The organism is Acidovorax sp. BLS4 (assembly GCF_032929295.1).
In the GTDB taxonomy this organism is placed as follows: domain Bacteria; phylum Pseudomonadota; class Gammaproteobacteria; order Burkholderiales; family Burkholderiaceae_C; genus Paracidovorax.
Genome location: NZ_CP136797.1, coordinates 213,432 through 234,988, shown reverse-complemented (window position 1 = coordinate 234,988; position 21,557 = coordinate 213,432). Strand labels below are relative to the sequence as shown.

The following is a 21,557-nucleotide window of genomic DNA, read 5'->3' as shown; positions in this document are numbered from 1 at the left end:
AACAGCGGCCGTCTACGACAGGAAGAAGGCGATGAAGACGGGGGCCAGGATGGTGAGGATGAAGCCGCTCACCAGGGCCAGCGGAACCGCATCCGGATGGCAGGCCTGCTTGACGATCGGCAGCGTGGAGTCCAGTGCCGTGGCCCCTGCGCTGCCGATGCCGATCGCGGGCTGGTAGCGACCGATGGCGTAGAGCGCGATGATCGCTATCAGCTCCCTGAACAAGTCGGTCATCAGCGCCATGGTCCCATAGGTCTGCCCGAGGTGGTGCCCCACCATGACGCTCGACAGGGTGAACCAGCCGAAGCCGCTCGACAGCGCCAGCGAGGTTCTCATGGCCTCGCCCGTGGCCCAGGAGGCCGCGGCCGCACCCACGAACGATCCGATCACCACCAGCACCGGCACCGACAGCACGGCCCATGAAAACCAGTGGGAACTGAGCTTGACGTGGGCCAGGTCGATGCCCACCAACACGATCAAGGCCAGCAGGATGGCGGAGCTCGATGGCAGCCAGAGGGCACCGGCCAGATACGCCTGGTTGACGAAAAACAGGGCACTGCCCAGCGCCACCATGGACAGGGCGATGCAGCACTCCTTCAGCGGCGGCCAGATGGTGTGAAAGCCCAGTTTGCCGGCCTTGGCGCCCGCCGTGCCGCTGCTGCGAATGCCGGCCGCAAAAATCAGGCCGCAGGGCACCAGGGTGGTCAGCAGGGCGAAGATCACGGCCGTCTTGACCACCTGCCCGACCGATTGCGCAGAAAGAATGACCTCGCCAAACTCCACGCCGATCAGGAAAAGCAGCAGCCAGACCAGGGGCAATATCCAACCGATCAGCCGCTTGCAAAATCGGGGCGGAATGATTTTCCCGGCAAGGAAACCGCCTACCAGCGCCAGCACGATCGGGAGCAAGGAATAAAAAACACCCATGGTTTAAATGCTCTGCCTCATTCTGGAAAAGTCGATGAGTATAACGCAGCGCTCTCCGTCACCCATTTCATTTTCTTTTCGACGAATGGGCGTCACATAATGGGATACGCGCGGATCATGCACCACGAAGCTCTCCAGAAACTGCGAGAGTTCGAATTCCGCGATGACCTGCTCCTTGGGCACCTCGTGCAGCCCGAGGCCACGCGCTTCCACCGTGCCGATGTAATTGGTGCCGCCCACGGTGCTTTTCGTGCGGCGCATCAGGTGGGCGAACGTGAAGGGCTCGCCGTCCTGGTGGAAGCAGTCGGGTGAGCTGATGCCCAGGTCGGACGATGAGCCGGACCGGAGCTTCACGAAATGCACGCCGAAGTAGATGGGGGCACGGCGGTCGGCCTCCGACCAGAAGGTGTGCGAGAAATCCTTCTTCACCAGATCGCAGAGGAAATCGGTGGCTTTGGCGGCCTCGCTCAGGGCGTGAAAGTACCGGATGTCGGGGTGCTCCGGGTTGTTGCCGCCCTGATCGTAGCCAGACAGGCGGGCGCCCTGGTCGTCCCGCACCGTCGGAATCCAATGGATGTCGGCCTGGTCGTCCCAAGGAAGGATGATCCCGTTGCCATACCGCCGGAACCGCTGGACCTGCGCAGGCGCGTAGGGGTCGTGCTCCAGGCCATCGAACTCCTGGTGCAGGATTTTCAGTTCGCCGGGATCGCATTCGATCTCGGGGATGAATTGGCAATAACCGTGTGTCTTGAGCTGGTGTTGAATCATTTGATCTCTGCATTGAAAAGGCGGCACCGCGGTCGATTCGCGGCGGCAAATGTCGCTTTGCCGCGAGCCGGCCGCCGGGAGCGCGCCACATGGAAAGTCCAGCAGCATTCCTGGCACGCAATAAGCCATGCCCGATCCGCATAAGCCCGGAGAAAATCGCGCCTCCAATTTCGCCCCAGGTCGCTTATATTGCCCCTCTGCTGAAACGGCACCCATTATAATAAGGGGGAGTGAATGAGAGGAATGCAAAAAATGAGATTCAAATGCCAATCATCCTAATTAAATTAGATATTTTTAGCTGTTACCTCATTTGAATAATATGGACAAAATTGATCGGAATCTGTTGAGCGCCTTGCACGAAGACGCCAAGACCACCGTGAAAGCGCTCAGCGAGCGGGTCGGCCTGTCCCAGCCCAGTTGCGCCGAACGGATCAAGCGACTGATCGACCAGGGAGTGATCGAGAAATTTTCCATCCAGGTATCGCCCAAGGCCATTGGGTTTCCGATTGCAGCGATCGTGCGGGTGCGCCCGCTGCCCGGAGAGCTATCCCGGGTCGAGCAGGTGATTCGTGAAATCGACGAAGTCGTGCAATGCGACAAGGTCACGGGCGACGACGCATTCTTCTGCCGGCTTTATTTGCGCGACATCGACGCGCTGGACCCTTGCCTGGGCAAGCTCGCGCCGTATGCCACGACGAGCACGTCCATCGTGAAGTCCACGCAGATCGCCAACCGGCTCCTGCCGCTGGAAGACCCGGCCCGCACCCACTGACACCGACACTGGCGCAGCCGCCGATGGCTGCGATACCGGCAGGCGTGCCTGGGGACGTGGCTCAGGGGCGGCGCAGGGCGTCCACGGCGTGGCGCAGATCGTCGGCCCAGGCGCGGCGGTCGCGGCCCTGCGCCTGCTGCAGCGGGCCGTAGTGCACCACCGCCACCAAGGCGTCTGCGGTCAAGGTGCGCCACAGGGAGCCGACCAGGGTGTCGTCGCCCACATAGTTGGGCGCGGTGGTCGGCGCGCCGGTGGCGCGCTCCACGAAACACAGGCCCACCGGCTGCACGGGGGCGTCAGCGGCCACGGCGGCCTGCAGCAGGTTGGCGTGGAAAGGCAGCAGCGCGGTGCCATCGGCCGTGGTGCCTTCGGGAAACACGGCCAGCACCTCGCGGCGCGCCAGCGCTTCTTGCATCAGCCGGACCATGCGCACGGCATCGCGGCGCGAACTGCGCTCCAGGTAGAGCGTGCCGGCCGCCGTGGCGAGCGTGCCCACCAGCGGCCAGCCCTTGATGTCCGACTTGGAGATGAACCGGCAATGCCGCGCGGCATGCATGACGGTGATGTCGAGCCAGGACAGGTGGTTGGCCACCAGCAGCACCGGGCCATGGGGCGCGGGCGTGCCGCGCACGTCGAGGGTGATGCCGGCGTGCACCAGCATTTGCCGCGACCAGGCCTGCACGCGCGCGTGCTGCTCGCTTTCCGGCATGCGGGGAAACCGCAGCGCCACGGTGCCCAGCCCGGTCACCAGATGCACCAGCACGCGCACCAGGCGCCATGCGGCGCGGACCTGGCGCTTCATGCCGCGGGCCCGGTGGCGGCGGTGCGCACGCTCACTCGATGCCGCGCTCGAAGGCGATCTGCCCGCCCACCAGGGTGCAGCGCACGCGGCCGGGCAGTTCGTAGCCGGAGAACGGCGTGTGCTTGCCCTGGCTGCGCAGCGCACCGGCCTCCACGGTCCAGGCCGCGGCGGGATCGACCACGCACAGGTCGGCCACGCCGCCTTCCACGATCTGGCCCACGCTGGCCTGCAGCGTGCCCAGGGCGCTGCCCAGCACGCGTGCGGGTTCCGACGTGACGGTGGCCAGCGCACGCGCCAGCGGCACACCGTGGTCGGCGGACCACTTGAGGGCGATGCCCAGCAGCAGTTCGAGCCCCGTCGCACCGGGCTCGGCCTCGGCGAACGGCAGGGTCTTGGCGTCTTCGTCCACCGGGGTGTGGTCGGACACCAGTGCATCGATGGTGCCGTCGGCCAGCGCGGCCAGGAGGGCGTCACGGTCGCGCTGCTGGCGCAGCGGCGGCGACAGGCGGGCGCGGCTGTCGAAAAAGCCGATGTCGGTGTCGGTGAGCAGCAGGGAGTTGATGCTCACGTCGCAGGTTACCTTCAGGCCTTCGGCCTTGGCGCGGCGCACCAGTTCCACGCCCGCGGCGCTGCTGATGCGGCACAGGTGCACGCGTGCGCCCGTGGTCTTGAGCAGTTCGAAGATGGTGTGCAGCGCGATGGTCTCGGCCGCCACGGGCACGCCCGACAGGCCCAGGCGCGTGGCCAGCGGCCCGCTGGCCGCCACGCCGCGCCCCAGGTGCAGTTCCTGCGGGCGCAGCCACACCGTGTAGCCGAACGTAGCGGCGTATTGCAACGCGCGCTGCGTGACCTGGGTGCTGGCCAGCGGCACGTCGGCCTGGCCGAAGCCCACGCAGCCGGATTCGGTCAGCTCGGCCATTTCGGTCAGCACCTCGCCGGCCAGGCCGCGGGTGAGCGCGCCCAGGGGAAACAGGCGCGCCTGGTGCAGCTTCTCGGCGCGGAACTTGAGCATCTCCACCAGGCCGGGCTCGTCCAGCACGGGGTCGGTGTCGGGCGGGCACACCAGGCTGGTCACGCCGCCGGCCACGGCCGCCGCCATTTCGGATTCGAGCATGCCCTCGTGCTCGTGGCCCGGCTCGCGCAGCCGCGCCGCCAGGTCCACCAGCCCGGGCAGCACGATGCAGCCGGTGGCGTCGATCACGCGGTTGGGCGTGAAGTCGCGGGGCACCCGCTGCACGGCGATGACCCGCCCGGCGGCCAGCGCGATATCGCCGGTCTGGTCGAGGCCGCTGGCAGGGTCGATCACGCGGCCGTTCTGGATCAGTATCTTCATGGTTTTAAGCAAAAAAGGCCGCCAGCGCAGATATCACTAGGGCATATAGCTATAAATTTCATAGCAAACGATCACGCCTCGTTGCCAGCGACGATCGACATCACCGCCATGCGCACCGCGATGCCGAAGGTGACCTGCGGCAGGATCACGCTCTGCTTGCCGTCCACCACGGCGGAGTCGATCTCCACGCCGCGGTTGATGGGGCCCGGGTGCATGACGATGGCATCGGGCTTGGCCAGCTGCAGCTTCTCGGGCGTGAGGCCGAAGCTCTTGAAGTATTCCTGGCTGGACGGCAGCAGCGCGCCGCTCATGCGCTCGTTCTGCAGGCGCAGCATGATGACCACATCGGCGTCCTTGATGCCCTCCTCCAGCGTGTGGCACACACGCACGCCCATCTGGGCCATGTCGGTCGGCACCAGCGTGCGCGGGCCCACCACGCGCACCTCGGCGCAGCCGAGCGTGGTGAGGCCGTGGATGTCGGAGCGGGCCACGCGCGAATGCAGCACGTCGCCCACGATGGCCACCGTGAGGTTGCTGAAATCCTTCTTGTAGTGGCGGATGGTGTACATGTCCAGCAGCCCCTGGGTGGGGTGGGCATGCCGGCCATCGCCCGCATTGATGACGTGCACGTGCGGCGCCACGTGCTGCGCGATGAGGTAGGGCGCGCCCGATTCGCTGTGCCGCACCACGAACAGGTCGGCGGCCATCGCCGAGAGGTTGGCGATGGTGTCCAGCAGCGACTCGCCCTTGCTGGCCGAACTGCGCGCGATGTCCAGGTTGATCACGTCGGCCGACAGGCGCTTGGCGGCGATCTCGAAGGTGGTGCGGGTGCGCGTGCTGTTTTCGAAGAACAGGTTGAACACGCTCTTGCCGCGCAGCAGGGGCACCTTCTTGACCTCGCGGTCGTTCACCGACACGAAGTTGGCCGCGGTGTCGAGGATGTGCGTGACGATGCTCTTGGGCAGGCCCTCGATGGACAGCAGGTGGATCAGCTCGCCGTTGGCGTTCAGTTGGGGATTGCGCTTGTACAGCACCGTCAGGCCTCTTGGACTTGGAAGTGGAAGGTGCCGGCCTCGGTTCGGGCCAGCGCCAGCGATTGCGTGTCCGGCAGCGCTACGCGGGCGGCGGCGAATTCGGCCTGCACCGGCAGTTCGCGCCCGCCCCGGTCCACCAGCACGGCCAGCCGCACGCTGGCGGGACGGCCGTAGTCGAACAGTTCGTTGAGCACCGCGCGGATGGTGCGGCCGGTGTAGAGCACGTCGTCCAGCAGCAGGATGTCGGCGCCGTTCACGTCGAAGGGCAGCGCCGTCTGCGCGCTCACCGCCATGCCGCGCTGCGAGAAATCGTCGCGGTGCATGGCCGACGACAGCACGCCCGCCTCGCCCGGCAGGCCCAGGTCCTTTTGCAGCCGCTCGGCCAGCCAGGCACCGCCCGAGGCGATGCCCGCCAGCTGGGTGTTGGCGGTGCGCAGGCTGCGCACGCCGCGCAGCAGCTCGCGGTACAGCGCTTCGGCGTCGAGCGCGAGGGTGCCCGGGGTGGGCGGTGAAGGCGTGGGTGAAGTCGGAGGCGTGGCACTCATGGAAGATTCCTCAAAAACTGCTCCAGGATGATGCAGGCGGAGGCGGCGTCGGCATCGCGGGCGCCGGTGGAATGCGCCTCGGTGGTGCTGTAGCGCTCGTCCACCTCGAACACCTGCAGGCCGAAGCGCCCGCGCAGCTGGCGTGCGAACTTGAGGGCGCGCGCGGTGTTCTCGTGGCTCGCGCCGTCGGGGTGGTAGGGCACGCCGATGACCAGCGCATCGGGCTGCCATTCGCGGATGCGCTCGGCCACCTGCGCGAAGCGGGCATCGCCTTCGGCGCGGATGGTGGCCTGGGGGGTGGCGGTGCGCAGCAGGCGCGAACCCACGGCGACCCCGGTGCGCTTGAGACCGAAGTCAAGCGCCAGAAAGCTCTGGAAATGCGCGGGGACGGCCAGCGGGGCGGAGGGAGCGGCGGCGGGCGTGCCGCTCATGCATGCCCCGCGTCGGGCGAGAGCATCCAGGACTGCAGCCCCAGCAGGCCCAGGGCGCGGTCGTAGCGCTCGCCCACCGGCGTATCGAAGATCACCGACAGGTCGGCGCCCACGGTCAGCCAGCTGTTCTCGGCCAGTTCGGATTCGAGCTGCCCCTCACCCCAGGACGAGTAGCCCAGGGTGACCAGCACCCGGCGCGGGCCAGCGCCGGTGGACAGGGCCTCGAGCACATCCTTGGAGGTGGTCATCTCCAGCCCGCCTGGAATGGTCATGGTGGAGGCATACGCCGATTCGTCGGTGTCCACGCTGTCGGTCAGCATGGGTTCGTGCAGCACGAAGCCACGCTCGGTCTGGACCGGGCCGCCCTGGAAGACGGGCTCCTGGGACAGGTCGGCGCGACGCAGCGACAGATCGACCTTGTCGAACAGCCCCTTGAGGCTGATGTCGGAGGGTTTGTTGATGATGAGGCCGAGCGCACCACGCTCGCTGTGTTCGCACAGGTACACGACGCTGCGGGCAAACGACGCGTCTTCCAGTCCCGGCATGGCGATCAAGAAATGGTGCGTCAGGTTCATGGGCGCAGAATCGGCAGGCATTTGACAATTTTAACGACGATCATGGAGCACACCTTTTCATCGGGCCTTGTCTGGTTCCGCCGCGACCTGCGCAGCAACGACCACGCCGCCCTCTACCACGCCCTGCGCCAGTGCGCGCAGGTGCATTGCGCGTTCATTTTCGACCGCGAGATCCTCGACGCCCTGCCCCGCGCGGACCGGCGCGTGGAGTTCATCCGCGAATCCCTGGTGGAGCTGGACGAGGCCCTGCGGACGCTCTCCAAGGACCCGCATGGCGGCCTGATCGTGCGCCACGCCATCGCCCACCAGGACATTCCCGCGCTCGCCCAGGCACTGGACGTGCAGGCGGTGTTCGCCAACCACGACGACGAACCGCTGGCGCTCGAACGCGATGCACGCGTGCGCGGCGCCCTGGATGGCATGGGCAAGCGCCTGCTCACCTTCAAGGACCACAGCATCTTCGAACGCGCCGAGGTGCTGACCCAGTCCGGCACGCCCTACACCGTGTTCACGCCCTACAAGAATGCCTGGCTGCGCAAGGCCGACGATTTCTACCTGAGCTCCTACCCCGTCGAGCGCCACGCCGCCCGGCTGGCCCCCAGGCCTGCGGGCCTGCGCCGTGGGGTGCCGTCGCTGCAGTCGCTGGGGTTCGAGCCCACCGGCCTGAAGTCGCTGCACCTGCCCACGGGCATGCAGGGCGCGCAGGCCCTGTTCGAGGACTTCCTCGGCCGCATCGACCACTACGGCGAGGCCCGCGACTTCCCGGCGGTGAAGGGCCCGAGCTACCTGAGCGTGCACCTGCGCTTTGGCACGCTGTCGCCCCGGGTGGCCGCACGCGCGGCGCACGAACGCAGCCGCAAAGGTAGCGCCGGGGCCGCCACCTGGCTGAGCGAGCTGATCTGGCGCGACTTCTATTTCCAGATCCTCGCCCACCACCCCCACGTGGCGGGCGCCAGCTTCAAGCCGGCCTACGATGCGATCGAATGGGAAAGCGGCGCCCACGCCAAAGCCCTGTTCGCCGCGTGGTGCGAGGGCCGCACGGGCTACCCGCTGGTCGATGCCGCCATGGCGCAGATCAACCAGACGGGCTACATGCACAACCGCCTGCGCATGGTGGTGGCCAGCTTTCTCACCAAGGACCTGGGGCTCGACTGGCGATGGGGCGAGCGCTACTTTGCCGAGAAGCTGAACGACTTCGACCTGTCGGCCAACAACGGCGGCTGGCAATGGGCCAGCTCCAGCGGCTGCGACGCGCAGCCCTACTTTCGCATCTTCAACCCCGTGAGCCAGAGCGAGAAGTTCGATCGGGACGGCCAATTCATCCGCCGCTATCTGCCGCAACTGGCGGGCCTGCAGGGCAAGGCGCTGCATGCGCCCTGGACAGCGGCCCCCCTGGAGCTGCAGGCGGCGGGCGTGGTGCTGGGCAAGGACTACCCCCGCCCGGTGGTGGACCATGACGAGGCGCGGCAACGCACGCTCGCGCGGTACGGGGTGGTCAAGGCCGCAAAGGACTGACCCGGCGGCGGTGACTGGCGGCGCGATGGCCTTGGCGGGACAGCGCGCAACCATGCCGACAGCCACCTTGATACGGTGGTGCGGCCGGCCCGCTGGATGAAAAGAAAAAGGGCCGCTCGGAAGCGGCCCTCATGGCGGTGGCAGCAGGGTGGCTCAGGCCACGGCCGCTTCGGCGGCTGCCCGCGCGTAGTGCTGCACCAGGCTCAGCAGCTCCTCGTCCGAATACGGCTTGCCCAGGTAGTGGTTCACCCCCAGTTCGGCCGCATGCTCGCGGTGCTTTTGCGCGATGCGCGAGGTGATCATGATGATCGGCAGGTCGCGCAGCACCGCATCGGCACGGATGTTCCGGGCCAAGTCGAAACCATCCATGCGCGGCATTTCGATGTCGGACAGCACGACGGTCGGGCGCTCTTCCTGCAGCCGCTCCAGGGCCTGCAGGCCATCGGCCGCCAGCACGACGCGGTAGCCTTCGCGCTGCAGCAGGCGCTGCGTGACGCGGCGCACCGTGATCGAATCGTCCACCACCAGCACCAGGGGCACCTGGCTGGCCGCCGACAGGGCCGGCACCGCCGCCTTGCGCTCGCCATCGCCGCCGCCTTGCGCTTCGGCACCGCCGGCCGGCGCCGACAGCGCTGCCAGCTGGGCCCGCACCTGGTCGCCGTACACCGTGGACAACGCCACCGGGTTGTAGATCAGCACGACGGCACCGGAGGCCAGCACCGACATGCCCGCCAGACCTGGCAGGCGCGACAGCTGCGGCCCGAGGTTCTTCACCACCACTTCCTGGTTGCCCAGCACTTCGTCCACGTGCACCGCGATGCGCTGCGACGCGCTGCGCAGCACCACCACCGGACGGGTCTTGCCCGAGGTCTCGCTGCTGCGCTGCGAAGACTGCAGCAAGGCACCCGCCCAGAAGAACGGCAAGGCCTCCACGCCGTCCTCGAACGCGCCTTGCTGGTAGGCGGCATCCAGCTCGCTGGCGGTCGTGCGGCGCACGATCTCCACCAGGTTGGCCGGCACGCCGATGGTCAGGTCGCCCGCGCGCAGCATCACCACCTGCGTCACGGCCGTGGTGAGCGGCAGCACCATGCGGAAGGAGGTGCCCTGCCCCGCCGTGGTGTGGGTCTCGATGCGGCCGCCCAGGGCGTTGACTTCGGCCCGGACGACGTCCATGCCGATGCCCCGCCCGGACAGGCCGGTGATCTCGTTCGCCGTCGAGAAGCCCGGCGTGAAAATCAGGTTGGCGGCATCGGCCGTGCTCAGCTCGGCGTCCGCAGGGATCAGCCCCTGGTCCACGGCCTTGGCCCGGATGCGGTCGATGTTCAGGCCCGCGCCGTCGTCGCGGAACTCGACCGAGACGTCGTTGCCTTCCTGGTGCAGGTCCACCGTGATGGTGCCCGACGCCGGCTTGCCCGCGGCCGTCCGGACCTCGGGGGCCTCGATGCCGTGGGCCACGCAATTGCGCAGCAGGTGTTCGAAGGCGGGCGTCATGCGGTCCAGCACGCCCCGGTCCATCTCGATGGAGCCGCCGGAGATGTCCAGCTTGATCTGCTTGCCGGTCTCCTTGGACGCCTGGCGCACCACGGCGTACAGGCGCTCGGAAATGCCTTCGAACTCCACCATGCGGGTGCGCAGCAGGTCGCGCTGCAGCTCGCGGGCCTGGCGGCCCTGGGCGATCAGATCGTCTTCCGCGCCTTCCATGGAGCGCTGCAGGTTACGCTGCACCGTGGCCACGTCGTTCACCGACTCGGCCATCATGCGCGTCAGTTCCTGCACCCGCGTGAAGCGGTCGAACTCGAGCGGATCGAAGCCTGCGGCCGAATCCTTGGACAGCGCCAGGCGCGACTGCATCTGCGACTCCGCCTGCACCTCGATGTCGCGAAGCTGCTGGCGCAGGCGATCCAGGTTGCCCGACAGATCGGCCAGCGAACCCTTCATCTGCCCCAGGCGCACATCCAGGCGCGAACGGGCGATCATCACCTCGCCCGCCTGGTTGACCAGCCGGTCGAGCAGCTGGGCACGCACGCGCACCGACTGGCTCGACACGGGCCGCACGGCCGTGAGCTGCGAGGCCGCCGGCAGGCGCACCGCGGGCAGCTTCTGCAGCACCGGTGCCTCGGGGGCCTCGGCCGAGGCCGGCACCGATGGCGGCGAATCCTGCTGCTCGGAGGCGGGCACCGGGGCCACGGCCACGGGCTCGGCCAAGCCTTGCGAGCCGATCTTGCGCAGCGCATCGAAGCTGGCCTGCAGGCCGTCGAAACTGGCCAGCAGGGGCTCGATCAGCTCCGCCTTGGGATCTTCGACGTCGATCTGCTCGACGGCCGACTCCAGGCGGTGGGCCATCTCGCCCAGGCGCATGGCACCGGCCAGCCGCGAGCTGCCCTTGAGGGTGTGCAGGGCGCGCAGCAGTTCGCTGCGGGCGCCCAGGTTCTCGGGACGGGCGGCCCACTGCCGCAGCGCGGCACCCAGCACCGGCAGCAACTCGATCGCCTCTTCCTCGAAGATGGGGAACAGGTCCGGGTCGATGACGTCCAGCGCGTCGATGTCGTCGTCGATATCGGACGACTGCGCCACCGCATGGGCGATGGCCGCGTCCACCTCGTCGTCGTACGGGTTGGACACCACGACCGACAACGCAGGCGCCACGTAGCCGCGGGCCACCGGTGCGGGCACGTCTTCGGGCTCGGACGGGGCCTCTGCGGAATCCGTCTGGGCCTCTTGCACCGGTTCCGGCGAAGTCTCTTCGCCCGGCACGTCGGCTTCGGCGGTCTCCTCGACCGACGGCACCTGCACGGGTTCGGCAGCCAGTGCTTCGGCCGGGGGCAGTTCCTGCAAGGCCTGCGCAGGCTCGTCGGCCAGGGCTTCGCTCTCGCTTTCCAGCGCAGCCAGGCCGCTGCCGACGTCGGTCTGCAAGATCTCGCGCAGCTCGGCCAGCACCTGCTGGTTCGGTTCTTTCAGGAAGCCTGCGGCAAACTGGTGCAGCAGGCGGCGGATGTCGTCGGCCGCCGCCAGGAACACACGGGCCTGGTCGGCCGTGCCCTCCCCGCGCAGCTGCACGTGCTGCAGCGCATGCTCCAGGGCGCGCGCCATTTCCGACAGGGCATGGAAGCCCACGGTGGCCGAGCTGCCGGCCAGCGAATGCGCCAGGGCCACGGCCGTGTCGGGCAACGGTTCGTGCAGTTCCAACGCCCATTCCTGCAGGCAGGTGGCCAGGCGGCGCGACCATTCGTCGGCCTCGTTGAGGTACACGTTGTACAGCGGGATGCCGATGCGCAAGGTCTCGATGACCTTCACCGCCTCGTCCTGCGCGGCCGCTTCGGCGTCGGCTTCGGCGTCGGCCACCGGTTTGGCCGGCACGTCCTCGACCCCGTCCTCCATGGCCTCCACGACCTCGACCATGTCCCGCACGGAGGCCATTTCGGGCTCGGGCTCGGCCTGTGGTTCTGGCTCGGTTGCCAGATCGTCCTGGTGGGCGGCGGCGTCCAGCAGCACACCTGCCGCGTCGGACTCCAGTTCGGGCATTTCCAGCAGAGAGTCATCCAAGGCCAGCTCGGGCAAGGCCTCGGCCGCCAGGTCTTCGGGCAGGTCCAGTGCCAGATCGGCCAGCTCGGCCTGCGACAGTTCGGACAGCGCCGCCGGTTCTGCCGCGTCCACCAGCACATCGTCGAGCGAAGGCAGCGGCATGTCCTGCACCGGCTCCTGCGCAGGGGCCTCGGCGACCGGGGGCAATTCTTCCGCCAGGGCCTCGGCGAACACCGAAAAGTCGATGTCTTCGGCCATTTCGGGCGCGGCGGCTTGCGCAGGCTCTTGCGGCGCTGGTTCGGCACCGGCCAGTTCCGGCATTTCGGTGTCTGCGAAGTCGAGCATCGGCGGCTCGTCTTCGAGGATCAGGTCGAACTCATGGGCCGGCACGGATGCCATCGCGGGTTCGACGGCCTCGGCGGCCTCGATGGTCTCGGCAGCAGCGGGGGTGGCCTGCAACTCCGGCGTTTCGGCAGGCAGATCGATCTCGGGCAAGGGCTCCGGCAGCTTTTCGGCCACGGTCGCCGACGGATCGGCCACCGCTTCGGCCACGGCGCCACCGGCCGAGGGCACGGCCAACGGCAGGAAGGTGCCGGTGTCGCGCATGGCTTCGGCCGAAGCGTTGAACGCCCGGGGGTGCCAGGCCGAGGCATCGCCCGCGGCAATGTCGTCCGCCCAGGCGCCGAAGGCCCGCAAGGCCTCGCCGGACAGCTGCAGCAGGGCCGGGGGCATGGGCTTTTGCTCCGCCAGCCAGGCGTTGAGCACCTGCTCCATCGACCAGGCCGCTTCGCCGAAGGCATCCAGGCCGACCATGCGCGAGCTGCCTTTGAGCGTGTGGAACGCGCGCCGCAGCGTGGTCTGCTCGCTCAGGTCGGCCGGCTTGGCCGTCAGGGCGTCGACCGCGGCCAGGCCGTTGGCCACCACTTCGCGCGCTTCTTCCAGGAAGATGTCGAGCAGTTCGTCTTCCTCATCGTCCTGCGTGGCATCGGCAGCCGCCACGGGGGCCGGTGCGGGCGCCGCAGGCGCGGGTGGAAGGCTCTCCACGGGCTCGATGGCGGCCGGAGGGGCCTCGGCCAGCGCCGCTGCGGAGGAAGGCAACTCCAGCACTTCTTCCAGCGTCGGGGCCAGTTCACCCAGCGACTCCTGCACCACCTTGGGCGCGGGCTCCACGCGGGGAACGATTTCGGGCGCGACCACGGGGCCGCGCTCTTCGACCTTGGCGTTCACTTCCTCGGGCGCATCGGTGGCACGGCCACGGGCGCGGCCCATGAGAATGCGCAGTTCGCCCAGCTCTTCGTCATAGACGAACAGCTTGCGCGCCATGGTGCGCTGGTAGCTCAGCATGTCGATCAGGAAACCCAGGGCCCCCAGGCTGCTGCCCAGCTTCTCGAACACCTGCTGGCGCTCGGCTGCAGGAACCTGACCGATCAGCAGACGCTCCACGGTGTCGCGCATGCGCAGCACTGCCAAAGATGCCTGGTCCAGGCCCAGCACCGACAGCACGCCGCGCATCTGCGCCAGGCGACCCGGCACGGGCGCCAGCGTGGACAGGTCGTCCGGGTTGCGGAAATACTGGTCCAGGGCCTTTTCGGCCTCGCCGAGCGTGGACCGGAGCTCGTCCACCACGCTGCCCATCGTCTGGTGGTCGCTGACGCGGCGGTACAGCTCTTCCATCCAGGGCTCGAGGGGGGCCGATTCGCCGCCCGCGGTCACGTTGTCCAGGCGCTCCGCCAGACGCGCGGCGCGGTCCGTCATGTATTCGTGCGCGGAGTCCAGTTCTTCGAACGTGGCCTGCAGGTACAGCACCGCCGTCGCCACTTCCATGGCCAGGGCCGGCGACGGGGGCTCTCCGGAGCGGGTGGTCACCTCCACGGCGCGGGTCAGCGCCTTGGCGAGGCTGTCGCTGCCCGGATGCAGCTTGGACAGAGAATCGCACACCAGGCTGAACTGGTCGGTGGCCGGCTTGAGCTTGTTGCGGTCGCCCCCCGCGAGGGCCGACCAGGTTTCGGTGGCGGCAGACATGCGCTTGCGCGCCTGGGCCAGCAGCGCCGGATCGAACAGCCCGAACCGGGGGGTTTCGTAATCGACGGCCTTGAATCGGTCCAGGCCGAACGCCTGGCGCACGGCCTGCAGCGCCGATCCATCGCCCGCGGGTTCGTTGGCCGCCAGCGGCCGCGCCTGGGAGCAGAAAAAGAGCAGGTCCTGCACCAGCCGGTCGGCAATGGTCGGATCGCCCTTGGCCAGGGTGGCATATTGCATGAGCACGCGGGAGGCCACGCGCTTCACGTACAGATCGGGGTTGAGCCGCCCCTGGGACAGCGCCTCGAAGAAGCCCGCGCAGATCTTCCAGAACGCGCGCGACTGGCGGTCCGACTGCGATGCCACGAAGGCCAGGCAGATGTCGCGCAGATCGCCTGCCGCGGTCAGGTCGCCCGTCTTGACGATGCGCAGCACGGCCGAGTCGAGCCGCGCACGCGCCTCGGGGCCGTAGTCGAGCGGCGGCACGGACACGGCGAAGTCGGGCTCGCGAAAGCGCCGCTCCACCGGCCACAGGTCGGCCGGGTGCACACGTTCCGCGCCCGCCAGCGCCTGGGCATCGCGGTATTGGGGAAACAGCGCCACCGGGGAGACGGATTTGCCCGCCAGCACGCTTTCCAGGTATTCGACCAGCGCGAAGCTCGCGCGCTCGATCACGCCGGCGGCTTCGTCGCTGCACAGTTCGGGCCGGTGCACGAACTTCTGCACCGCCGCTTCCATGGCACGCAGCACGAGTGCAGGCGGGCCCATGCCCACCATCTCCAGCGCGCCGCTGGCCTGGTGCAATTGCTGCCGCGCGATGCGCAACGTGCCGGCGTCGAGCGACGCCAGATCGGATTCGCGCGCCAGTTCGGCATCGCGTACGAATCGGCGCATGGCCTTGACGGCGCCGTCGAGGGACTTGCGCAACTCATCGAGCACCCAAGCAAGAGGACCCAGGTCCTGCTCACCCTGGGTCCAGTCTGCGGCGGGTGCGTTTGCGGCGTCAGTAGATGACATGGATTCGTCCCCGGCTCCGCGAGCCAGTTCGTTGATGGGTCCGCGCGTCAGGCGATCTTGAAACGTGCAACCGACTGGCGCAGTTCTTCAGCCATGTGCGACAGCTCGCGCACCTGCTGGGCCGTCGTGCGGGTGCCTTCGCCGGTCTGTTCGGTCACCGCAAAAATGTGCTGGATGTTGTCGGCCACTTCGTTGGCCAGTTCGGCTTCGCGGGACGTGGAGGACGAAATCTGCTCGATCAGGTCGGCCAGGCGGCGCGACACGCGATCGATCTCGGTCAGGGCCGTACCGGCGCTGTCGGACAGTCGGGCCCCTTCCACCACACCCTGCGTGGAACGCTCCATGGCGGCCACGGCATCCTGCGTGTCGGTCTGAATGGCCTTCACCAGCGCCGAGATCTGGCGCGTGGCATCGGCGGAACGCTCGGCCAGCCGCTGCACTTCTTCCGCCACCACCGAGAAGCCGCGACCGGCTTCACCGGCCGATGCGGCCTGGATGGCGGCGTTCAGTGCCAGCACGTTCGTCTGCTCGGTAATGTCGGAAATCAGCTCGGTGATTTCGCCGATCTCCTGCGACGATTCGCCCAGGCGCTTGATGCGCTTGGAGGTGTCCTGGATCTGGTCGCGGATGGAGTTCATACCGCCGATGGCGTTCTGCACGGCCTGCAGGCCGGAATCGGCCGCTTGCAGCGACTGGCGCGCCACCGAGGCGGATTCCTGCGCCTGCGTGGACACTTCATTGATTCGGCTCGCCATGTCGAGCACCGAGCGGCCGGTTTCGCGAATTTCGCGCAGCTGCTCGGTCGAAGCGGCCAGCAGCTCGGTCGAGGTGCTGTCCACCTGGGACGTCGTCTGTGCCACGCGGGTGGCCGTGTTCTGCACGCTGCCCACCAGCTGGCGCAACTCTTCCACCGTGTAGTTCACCGAGTCGGCAATGGCGCCGGTGATGTCTTCCGTCACGGTGGCTTCCTGGGTCAGATCGCCTTCGGCGACCGACTGCAGCTCGTTCATCAAACGCAAAATGGCGGCCTGGTTGGCGTCGTTCACGCGCTTGGCTTCCTGCTCCTGGCGGCGGGCGTCCTTTTGCTGCGATTCGGCAGAGGCCTGGCGCGAGCGGCTGTCCATCAGCTGGACACGCGAGATGCCGATACCGCACAGCAGCACGAACAGGCCGGCGATGGCCAGCGCGGCGAACTGGCCGGCGCCCAGGCCCGTCTGGGACGACAGCTTGGTCTGCAGGCCTTCCAGCTGGCGGCGCAGGGGTTCGCTGTCGGCAATGATGGCGGACTGCGCTTCACGGGCGGACACCAGGCCTTGCAGGTTGCCCAGAATGGCGCTGGCTTGCGAACGCGTCTGTTCGTAGAGCTTGATCAGGCTTTCCAGTTGCTCGCGGGTCTGAGCATCCCGGGTGGCGGCCAGGCGCAGGTCGGCGCTGCCGTCCAGCATGCCCTGGGCGATTTCCTTGAACGAGTTCAAGTCCTTGCCCAGCAGGAACACGGCCTCGGGGCTCACGCCTTCGGTGGTCTGGAATTCGTTGGCGGACTTGCCGATGCGCTGGGTCAGCATCACCAGCTGGCCGGCGGCGGAGATTTCAGCGGCCGGGGCGTTCTGCTGCAGCTTGAGCGAGGAGATCGTTTCAGCGATTTCCAGCAGATCGGACGACTGGCGATTGATGGTGCGAAGCGCGTCGCCCACCTGCGTCAGGATCTTCTGCTGGCCCATCACCACGCTGGCGTTGCGCTCGGCGCGCTCCATCAGCGGCGTCACGGCCTCCAGGTCGGGCTTGAACGTCTCGCCCAGCGCCTGCACGTTGCGTTCGTTGTCGCCGCTGTTCAATGCGCGCACGTCGCGTGCCAGCGAGCCCGAGCTCTCCATCACGTCCGGGAAGGCCTGCGGGCTGCCCACCAGCGCCTGCGAAACGGATTTGGCCAGGCGTTGCGACTGCATCAGCGACTGGCCGGTCGCGGCCAGTTGCTGCGCGGAACGGTCGGCCTGCTGCAGCACCCAGCCGGCGATGGCCGCCAGCACGATCACGCCGATGGCCAGCAGCATCAGCAGGCGCCGCTGGTGGCTGGCGGCCGTGGCCCGGCCCAGCAGGGGCAGCGAGATCAGGTCTTCGTCGGCGACCTCGCCCTCTGCGAACTGCGAGATCGCAGAAGGGTCACCCTGCACGCTGTTCATGGCGTCCGCCTGGTAGGAGTCACGCAGCGAGGACGCGTCGGACGTCAACGGATCCAGCCCGGCATCCGCTCCCGAAAGCCCTGGGTTGGCATCCGGCTCGGCGGGCTTGCGGTTGAACATTTTTGCAAATGGGTTCACGACGGACATGGTGCGGCCTTACAGAAAAACTCAAGCACTGATGCTGAGGAAAGCGGGGTGTTGGGACAGGGCTTGCAGGTTGAGCTCCTGCCATTGGACTCCCTGGGAATCCAGATACGTGGTGCCGTAGAACGGGGGCGCGTCTTCGGCGGGGGGCTCGGAGGAAACGAAGGCTTCCGTGCCGCGCAGGCCGGCCAGGCGATCGACCAGCAGCGCGGCGTTCACATCGAGCACCGCATTGAAAGCCAGCAGGCTGGCATCGGCCAGCGCCTGCTCGGTGCGGCTGGATGGCAAACCGAGCAGACCTGCCAGATCGACCACGCCGATCAGGGAGCCGCGCAAATTGGCCACACCGAGGAACCAGGCATGGGTATAGGGCACGGTCTGCACGCCCGCCCAGGGAAAGATCTCTCCCGACTGGCCCAGCGGCAGCAGGAAACGGCGCCCCGCCGACTCGACGGCCAGCCAGGACGAAACAGACACACCCTCGCCCCGCGCCGCCTGCAGGCGGGCTGCAAGGCGGGTCTGGAGCTCTCTCAGCGCTTCACGGTTGGCCATGGACGGTCCGGGCGCTTTTAGTTCAGTGCGTCGATCTTGGCTTGCAACTCGGCAGGATCCACCGGCTTGGTGATGTAGCCGCGAGCGCCCTGGCGCATGCCCCACACCCGGTCGGTCTCCTGGTTCTTGCTGGTGCACATGATGATCGGCACGTCGGCGAACTGCGGGTCGCGGGTGATGGCGCGCGTGAGCTGGAAGCCGTTCTGGCCCGGCATCACGACGTCCATTAGGATCAGGTCGGGTTTTTCTTCCGCGAGGCGGCGGAAGGCTTCTTCGGCATTTTCCGCGGTGCGGACCTGCATGCCCTTTTTTTGCAGCAAGTCGGTCAGAAACATCAACTCGGTCTTCGAGTCGTCAACGACCAGTACTTTCTGGATAGGCATTACATCGCTCCTTGTTGGGCATTACCGAACTGCTGAACCGCTTTCAGCAGCTGGTCTTTGGTAAATGGTTTGGTGAGATATTCCTGGCACCCCACCATGCGTCCACGCGCCTTGTCGAAAACGCCATCCTTGGAGGAGAGCATCACGACGGGCGTGTCGGCAAAGCGCGCGTTGCGCTTGATGATGGCGCAGGTCTGATAGCCGTCCAGCTTGGGCATCAGGATGTCGCAGAAGATCAGTTGGGGCTGGTAGTCGTTGACCTTGGCCAAGGCATCGAAGCCATCGTCGGCGAGCAGCACTTCGTGGCCACCCTGCTTGAGGAAGATTTCTGCGCTGCGGCGGATGGTATTGCTGTCATCCACGACGAGCACCTTGAAGGATGCGCCTGTTGTAGTCAATTTCGTCACCGCTCCTGAAGGGGGAATAACAACGCTGGCAGGAGCCGCGCCTCAGATCTGGACCATTTCGAAGTCTTCCTTGCGAGCGCCACACTCCGGACAGGTCCAATTCATGGGCACCTGATCCCACGGCGTATTGGGCGCTATTCCGTGCTCAGGAGAACCTGTTGCCTCGTCATATATCCAACCGCAAATCAAGCACATCCAGGTTTTAGGGTCCGTCACAGCTTAAATGGCCTTCACATAGAATGCAACGATTGTATCCAAGCATCTCAACGGGAAGGCAGTTTCCGTGCCAACCGTTACGCTGGTGCGGCGCCATGACCACAGATTCCCCCCTCCCCCCAGACCCCTCCCCATCCCCCGATGAAGCCGACGACGACGGCGCCACCCCCGCCTGCGTGATGGTGTTCAACGCCAACGACCCGAGCGGGGCCGGCGGGCTGACGGCGGACATCGCCACCATCGCCTCCGTGGGCGGCCACCCGATCGCGGTGGCCACGGGCGCCTACATCCGCGACACGGCCGAGATATTCGACCACTACGCCTTCGACGACGAGGCGGTGGCGGAGCAGGCCCGCACCGTGCTGGAAGACCTCACCGTGCAGGCCATCAAGGTGGGCTTCGCGGGCAGCCCCGAGAACCTGAGCGCCATCGCGTCCATCGCGTCCGACTACGACGACGTGCCCGTGATCGCCTACATGCCCAATCTGTCCTGGTGGCGGGACGATCTCATCGACCAGTACCTCGACGCCTTTCAGGAACTGCTGCTGCCGCAGGTCTCGCTGTTGGTCGGAAACCACAGCACCCTGTGGCGCTGGCTGCTGCCGGACTGGACCAGCGAGAAGAAGCCCTCCGCGCGCGACCTGGCCATGGCCGCCTCCGAACTGGGCGTGCCCTATGTCCTGGTGACCGGCATTCCCGCGCCCGAGCAGTTCGTGGAGAACGTGCTCGCCTCGCCGCAGACGGTGCTGGGCAGCGGCAAGTTCGAACTGTTCGAGGCCACCTTCGCCGGTGCCGGCGACACGCTCTCGGCCGCCCTGACGGCGCTGGTCGCCAGTGGCAACGACCTGGGCGAGGCCACCAGCGAGGCGCTCGCGTACCTGGACCGCTGCCTGGACGCCGGCTTTCGCCCGGGCATGGGCCACATCATCCCCGACCGCATGTTCTGGGCGCAGCCCGACGACGACGAGGATGACGAAGACGGCGAGCCCACCCCCGACCCCACCGCCATCGACGGCTTCGTGATGCCACCCCATGACACCCAGCACTGACCTCAATCTCTCCCTGTTCGAACGCGCCAAGGCGCTCATCCCCGGCGGCGTCAATTCGCCCGTGCGGGCCTTCAAGGCCGTGGGCGGCACGCCGCGCTTCGTGCAGCGTGCGCAAGGCGCCTACTTCTGGGACGCCAACGGCCAGCGCTTCATCGACTACATCGGCTCCTGGGGGCCGATGATCCTGGGCCACGGCCACCCGGCCGTGCTCGAGGCGGTGCAGAAGGCGGCGGTCGAGGGCTTCAGCTTCGGCGCCCCGACCGAGCGCGAGGTCGAACTGGCCGAGGCCATCATCGCGCACGTGCCCTCGATGGAGATGATCCGACTCGTCAGCTCGGGCACCGAGGCCGGCATGAGCGCCATCCGCCTGGCGCGCGGCGCCACGGGCCGCAGCAAGATCATCAAGTTCAACGGCTGCTACCACGGCCATGCCGATGCCCTGCTGGTGAAGGCCGGCTCGGGCCTGGCCACGTTCGGCCATGCCACGAGCGCGGGCGTGCCGCCCGAGGTGGTGCAGCACACCCTGGTGCTCGAATACAACGACATCGCGCAGCTGGAGGAGGCCTTCGCCCTGCATGGCCGGGATCTGGCCTGCCTGATGATCGAGCCGATCGCCGGCAACATGAACTTCGTGCGCGCCAGCGTGCCGTTCATGCAGCGCTGCCGCGAGCTGTGCACGCAGTACGGCGCGCTGCTGGTGTTCGATGAGGTCATGACCGGTTTCCGCGTGGCGCTGGGCAGCGCCCAAAGCCTGTACGCCCGCAGCATCCCCGGCTTCCGGCCCGACCTCACGGTGCTGGGCAAGGTGATCGGCGGCGGCATGCCCCTGGCGGCGTTCGGCGGGCCGCGCGCGATCATGGAGCACCTGGCCCCGCTCGGGCCCGTGTACCAGGCCGGCACGCTGTCGGGCAACCCCGTGGCGACAGCCTGCGGCCTGGCCACGCTGCGCGAGATCGCCCGGCCGGGCTTCTACGACGCCCTGGGCGCACGCACCCGCTCGCTGGTCGAAGGCCTGGCGCAGGCCGCGCAGGCGGAAGGCGTGCCGTTCAGCGCCGACAGCGAAGGCGGCATGTTCGGCTTCTTCCTGTTGCCCGAGCTGCCGCAGAACTACCCCACGGTGATGGCGACGGACGGCGCGCGCTTCAACACGCTGTTCCATGGTTTGCTGGACCGCGGCGTGTACATCGCCCCGGCACTGTACGAAGCCGGCTTCGTGAGCAGCGCGCACACCGCGCAGGACATCGACGAGACCGTGGCGATCGCGCGCGACGTGTTCCGCACGCTCGCCACCCGCTAGGGATCGAGCCGCCCGCGGGGCCGATCACCGCCCACCCGCGGCGCTTCGGGTGGTGCGGCGCCGCTTCGC

General features: G+C 67.6%; 18 protein-coding genes. 4 read left to right on the top strand and 14 right to left on the bottom strand.

The features are described 5' to 3' along the window. Window positions 1-12: 12 nt before the first annotated feature. Both R1Z03_RS01045 and R1Z03_RS01040 read right to left on the bottom strand, forming a co-directional pair. Window positions 13-819 carry a lysine exporter LysO family protein gene (locus R1Z03_RS01045; protein ID WP_317356164.1) on the bottom strand — a complete coding sequence of 269 codons (807 nt, stop codon included), beginning with the start codon at window positions 817-819 and terminating at the stop codon, window positions 13-15. A 111-nt stretch (window positions 820-930) separates the two neighbouring features. Then, window positions 931-1,803: a 2OG-Fe dioxygenase family protein gene (locus tag R1Z03_RS01040; RefSeq protein WP_317356162.1), complete on the bottom strand. Its 873-nt coding sequence runs from the start codon at window positions 1,801-1,803 to the stop codon at window positions 931-933. Between the two features lie 211 nt (window positions 1,804-2,014). On the opposite strand from R1Z03_RS01040, the gene R1Z03_RS01035 reads away from it, so the two are divergent. Next, the gene (locus R1Z03_RS01035) at window positions 2,015-2,467 is read left to right on the top strand and encodes an Lrp/AsnC family transcriptional regulator (protein ID WP_317356161.1); all 453 of its coding nucleotides are present in this window, start codon (window positions 2,015-2,017) and stop codon (window positions 2,465-2,467) included. A 61-nt stretch (window positions 2,468-2,528) separates the two neighbouring features. On the opposite strand, the gene R1Z03_RS01030 is transcribed toward R1Z03_RS01035, so the two are convergent. From R1Z03_RS01030 to R1Z03_RS01005, 6 genes are all read right to left on the bottom strand, one after another. Continuing rightward, window positions 2,529-3,269: a lysophospholipid acyltransferase family protein gene (locus R1Z03_RS01030; RefSeq protein ID WP_317356160.1), complete on the bottom strand. Its 741-nt coding sequence runs from the start codon at window positions 3,267-3,269 to the stop codon at window positions 2,529-2,531. A 31-nt stretch (window positions 3,270-3,300) separates the two neighbouring features. Next, window positions 3,301-4,602 carry a dihydroorotase gene (locus R1Z03_RS01025; protein WP_317356159.1) on the bottom strand — a complete coding sequence of 434 codons (1,302 nt, stop codon included), beginning with the start codon at window positions 4,600-4,602 and terminating at the stop codon, window positions 3,301-3,303. A gap of 71 nt (window positions 4,603-4,673) precedes the next feature. Beyond that, a complete protein-coding gene (locus R1Z03_RS01020) occupies window positions 4,674-5,735 on the bottom strand; it encodes an aspartate carbamoyltransferase catalytic subunit (RefSeq protein WP_372588261.1) in 1,062 nt (353 codons plus the stop codon). Next, entirely contained in the window at window positions 5,639-6,181 is a 543-nt protein-coding gene (gene pyrR, locus R1Z03_RS01015) for a bifunctional pyr operon transcriptional regulator/uracil phosphoribosyltransferase PyrR (RefSeq protein WP_272567373.1), read from the bottom strand. Before pyrR ends, R1Z03_RS01020 begins: the two co-directional genes overlap by 97 nt. Beyond that, complete coding sequence (gene ruvX, locus R1Z03_RS01010; protein ID WP_284405335.1) at window positions 6,178-6,612, bottom strand: Holliday junction resolvase RuvX; 435 nt, start codon at window positions 6,610-6,612, stop codon at window positions 6,178-6,180. Before ruvX ends, pyrR begins: the two co-directional genes overlap by 4 nt. Continuing rightward, a complete protein-coding gene (locus R1Z03_RS01005) occupies window positions 6,609-7,208 on the bottom strand; it encodes a YqgE/AlgH family protein (protein WP_272567371.1) in 600 nt (199 codons plus the stop codon). Before R1Z03_RS01005 ends, ruvX begins: the two co-directional genes overlap by 4 nt. 21 nt (window positions 7,209-7,229) lie before the next feature. On the opposite strand from R1Z03_RS01005, the gene R1Z03_RS01000 reads away from it, so the two are divergent. Beyond that, window positions 7,230-8,702, top strand: a complete 1,473-nt coding sequence (locus R1Z03_RS01000) for a deoxyribodipyrimidine photo-lyase (RefSeq protein WP_317356158.1) — start codon at window positions 7,230-7,232, stop codon at window positions 8,700-8,702. Window positions 8,703-8,855: 153 nt separating this feature from the next. On the opposite strand, the gene R1Z03_RS00995 is transcribed toward R1Z03_RS01000, so the two are convergent. From R1Z03_RS00995 to R1Z03_RS00970, 6 genes are read right to left on the bottom strand one after another with little or no spacing between them, the layout of a single operon-like run. After that, window positions 8,856-15,260 (bottom strand): Hpt domain-containing protein, encoded by a 6,405-nt coding sequence (locus R1Z03_RS00995; RefSeq protein WP_317356157.1) that lies wholly within the window; start codon window positions 15,258-15,260, stop codon window positions 8,856-8,858. Between the two features lie 47 nt (window positions 15,261-15,307). Further along, a complete protein-coding gene (locus tag R1Z03_RS00990; RefSeq protein WP_284393221.1) occupies window positions 15,308-17,587 on the bottom strand; it encodes a methyl-accepting chemotaxis protein in 2,280 nt (759 codons plus the stop codon). Between the two features lie 21 nt (window positions 17,588-17,608). After that, entirely contained in the window at window positions 17,609-18,136 is a 528-nt protein-coding gene (locus R1Z03_RS00985) for a chemotaxis protein CheW (RefSeq protein WP_284429415.1), read from the bottom strand. Window positions 18,137-18,153: 17 nt separating this feature from the next. After that, window positions 18,154-18,519 (bottom strand): PleD family two-component system response regulator, encoded by a 366-nt coding sequence (locus R1Z03_RS00980; protein ID WP_092741674.1) that lies wholly within the window; start codon window positions 18,517-18,519, stop codon window positions 18,154-18,156. Further along, window positions 18,519-18,917 (bottom strand): PleD family two-component system response regulator, encoded by a 399-nt coding sequence (locus tag R1Z03_RS00975; protein WP_092741676.1) that lies wholly within the window; start codon window positions 18,915-18,917, stop codon window positions 18,519-18,521. Before R1Z03_RS00975 ends, R1Z03_RS00980 begins: the two co-directional genes overlap by 1 nt. Before the next feature lie 51 nt (window positions 18,918-18,968). Further along, window positions 18,969-19,142 carry a rubredoxin gene (locus tag R1Z03_RS00970; RefSeq protein WP_272567365.1) on the bottom strand — a complete coding sequence of 58 codons (174 nt, stop codon included), beginning with the start codon at window positions 19,140-19,142 and terminating at the stop codon, window positions 18,969-18,971. Between the two features lie 95 nt (window positions 19,143-19,237). On the opposite strand from R1Z03_RS00970, the gene R1Z03_RS00965 reads away from it, so the two are divergent. Further along, window positions 19,238-20,191 (top strand): bifunctional hydroxymethylpyrimidine kinase/phosphomethylpyrimidine kinase, encoded by a 954-nt coding sequence (locus R1Z03_RS00965; RefSeq protein ID WP_284429416.1) that lies wholly within the window; start codon window positions 19,238-19,240, stop codon window positions 20,189-20,191. Continuing rightward, window positions 20,175-21,488 carry a glutamate-1-semialdehyde 2,1-aminomutase gene (gene hemL / locus R1Z03_RS00960; RefSeq protein ID WP_317356156.1) on the top strand — a complete coding sequence of 438 codons (1,314 nt, stop codon included), beginning with the start codon at window positions 20,175-20,177 and terminating at the stop codon, window positions 21,486-21,488. Before R1Z03_RS00965 ends, hemL begins: the two co-directional genes overlap by 17 nt. Window positions 21,489-21,557: the final 69 nt, after the last annotated feature.

Bases quoted from the DNA above. Each gene is read 5' to 3' on its own strand.
- R1Z03_RS01040 (WP_317356162.1), bottom strand. From the start codon at position 1,803: ATGCTGCTGGACTTTCCATGTGGCGCGCTCCCGGCGGCCGGCTCGCGG.
- R1Z03_RS01035 (WP_317356161.1), top strand. From the start codon at position 2,015: ATGGACAAAATTGATCGGAATCTGTTGAGCGCCTTGCACGAAGACGCC.
- R1Z03_RS01030 (WP_317356160.1), bottom strand. From the start codon at position 3,269: ATGAAGCGCCAGGTCCGCGCCGCATGGCGCCTGGTGCGCGTGCTGGTG.
- R1Z03_RS01025 (WP_317356159.1), bottom strand. From the start codon at position 4,602: ATGAAGATACTGATCCAGAACGGCCGCGTGATCGACCCTGCCAGCGGC.
- pyrR (WP_272567373.1), bottom strand. From the start codon at position 6,181: ATGAGTGCCACGCCTCCGACTTCACCCACGCCTTCACCGCCCACCCCG.
- ruvX (WP_284405335.1), bottom strand. From the start codon at position 6,612: ATGAGCGGCACGCCCGCCGCCGCTCCCTCCGCCCCGCTGGCCGTCCCC.
- R1Z03_RS01005 (WP_272567371.1), bottom strand. From the start codon at position 7,208: ATGCCTGCCGATTCTGCGCCCATGAACCTGACGCACCATTTCTTGATC.
- R1Z03_RS01000 (WP_317356158.1), top strand. From the start codon at position 7,230: ATGGAGCACACCTTTTCATCGGGCCTTGTCTGGTTCCGCCGCGACCTG.
- R1Z03_RS00995 (WP_317356157.1), bottom strand. From the start codon at position 15,260: ATGTCATCTACTGACGCCGCAAACGCACCCGCCGCAGACTGGACCCAG.
- R1Z03_RS00990 (WP_284393221.1), bottom strand. From the start codon at position 17,587: ATGTCCGTCGTGAACCCATTTGCAAAAATGTTCAACCGCAAGCCCGCC.
- R1Z03_RS00985 (WP_284429415.1), bottom strand. From the start codon at position 18,136: ATGGCCAACCGTGAAGCGCTGAGAGAGCTCCAGACCCGCCTTGCAGCC.
- R1Z03_RS00980 (WP_092741674.1), bottom strand. From the start codon at position 18,519: ATGCCTATCCAGAAAGTACTGGTCGTTGACGACTCGAAGACCGAGTTG.
- R1Z03_RS00965 (WP_284429416.1), top strand. From the start codon at position 19,238: ATGACCACAGATTCCCCCCTCCCCCCAGACCCCTCCCCATCCCCCGAT.
- hemL (WP_317356156.1), top strand. From the start codon at position 20,175: ATGACACCCAGCACTGACCTCAATCTCTCCCTGTTCGAACGCGCCAAG.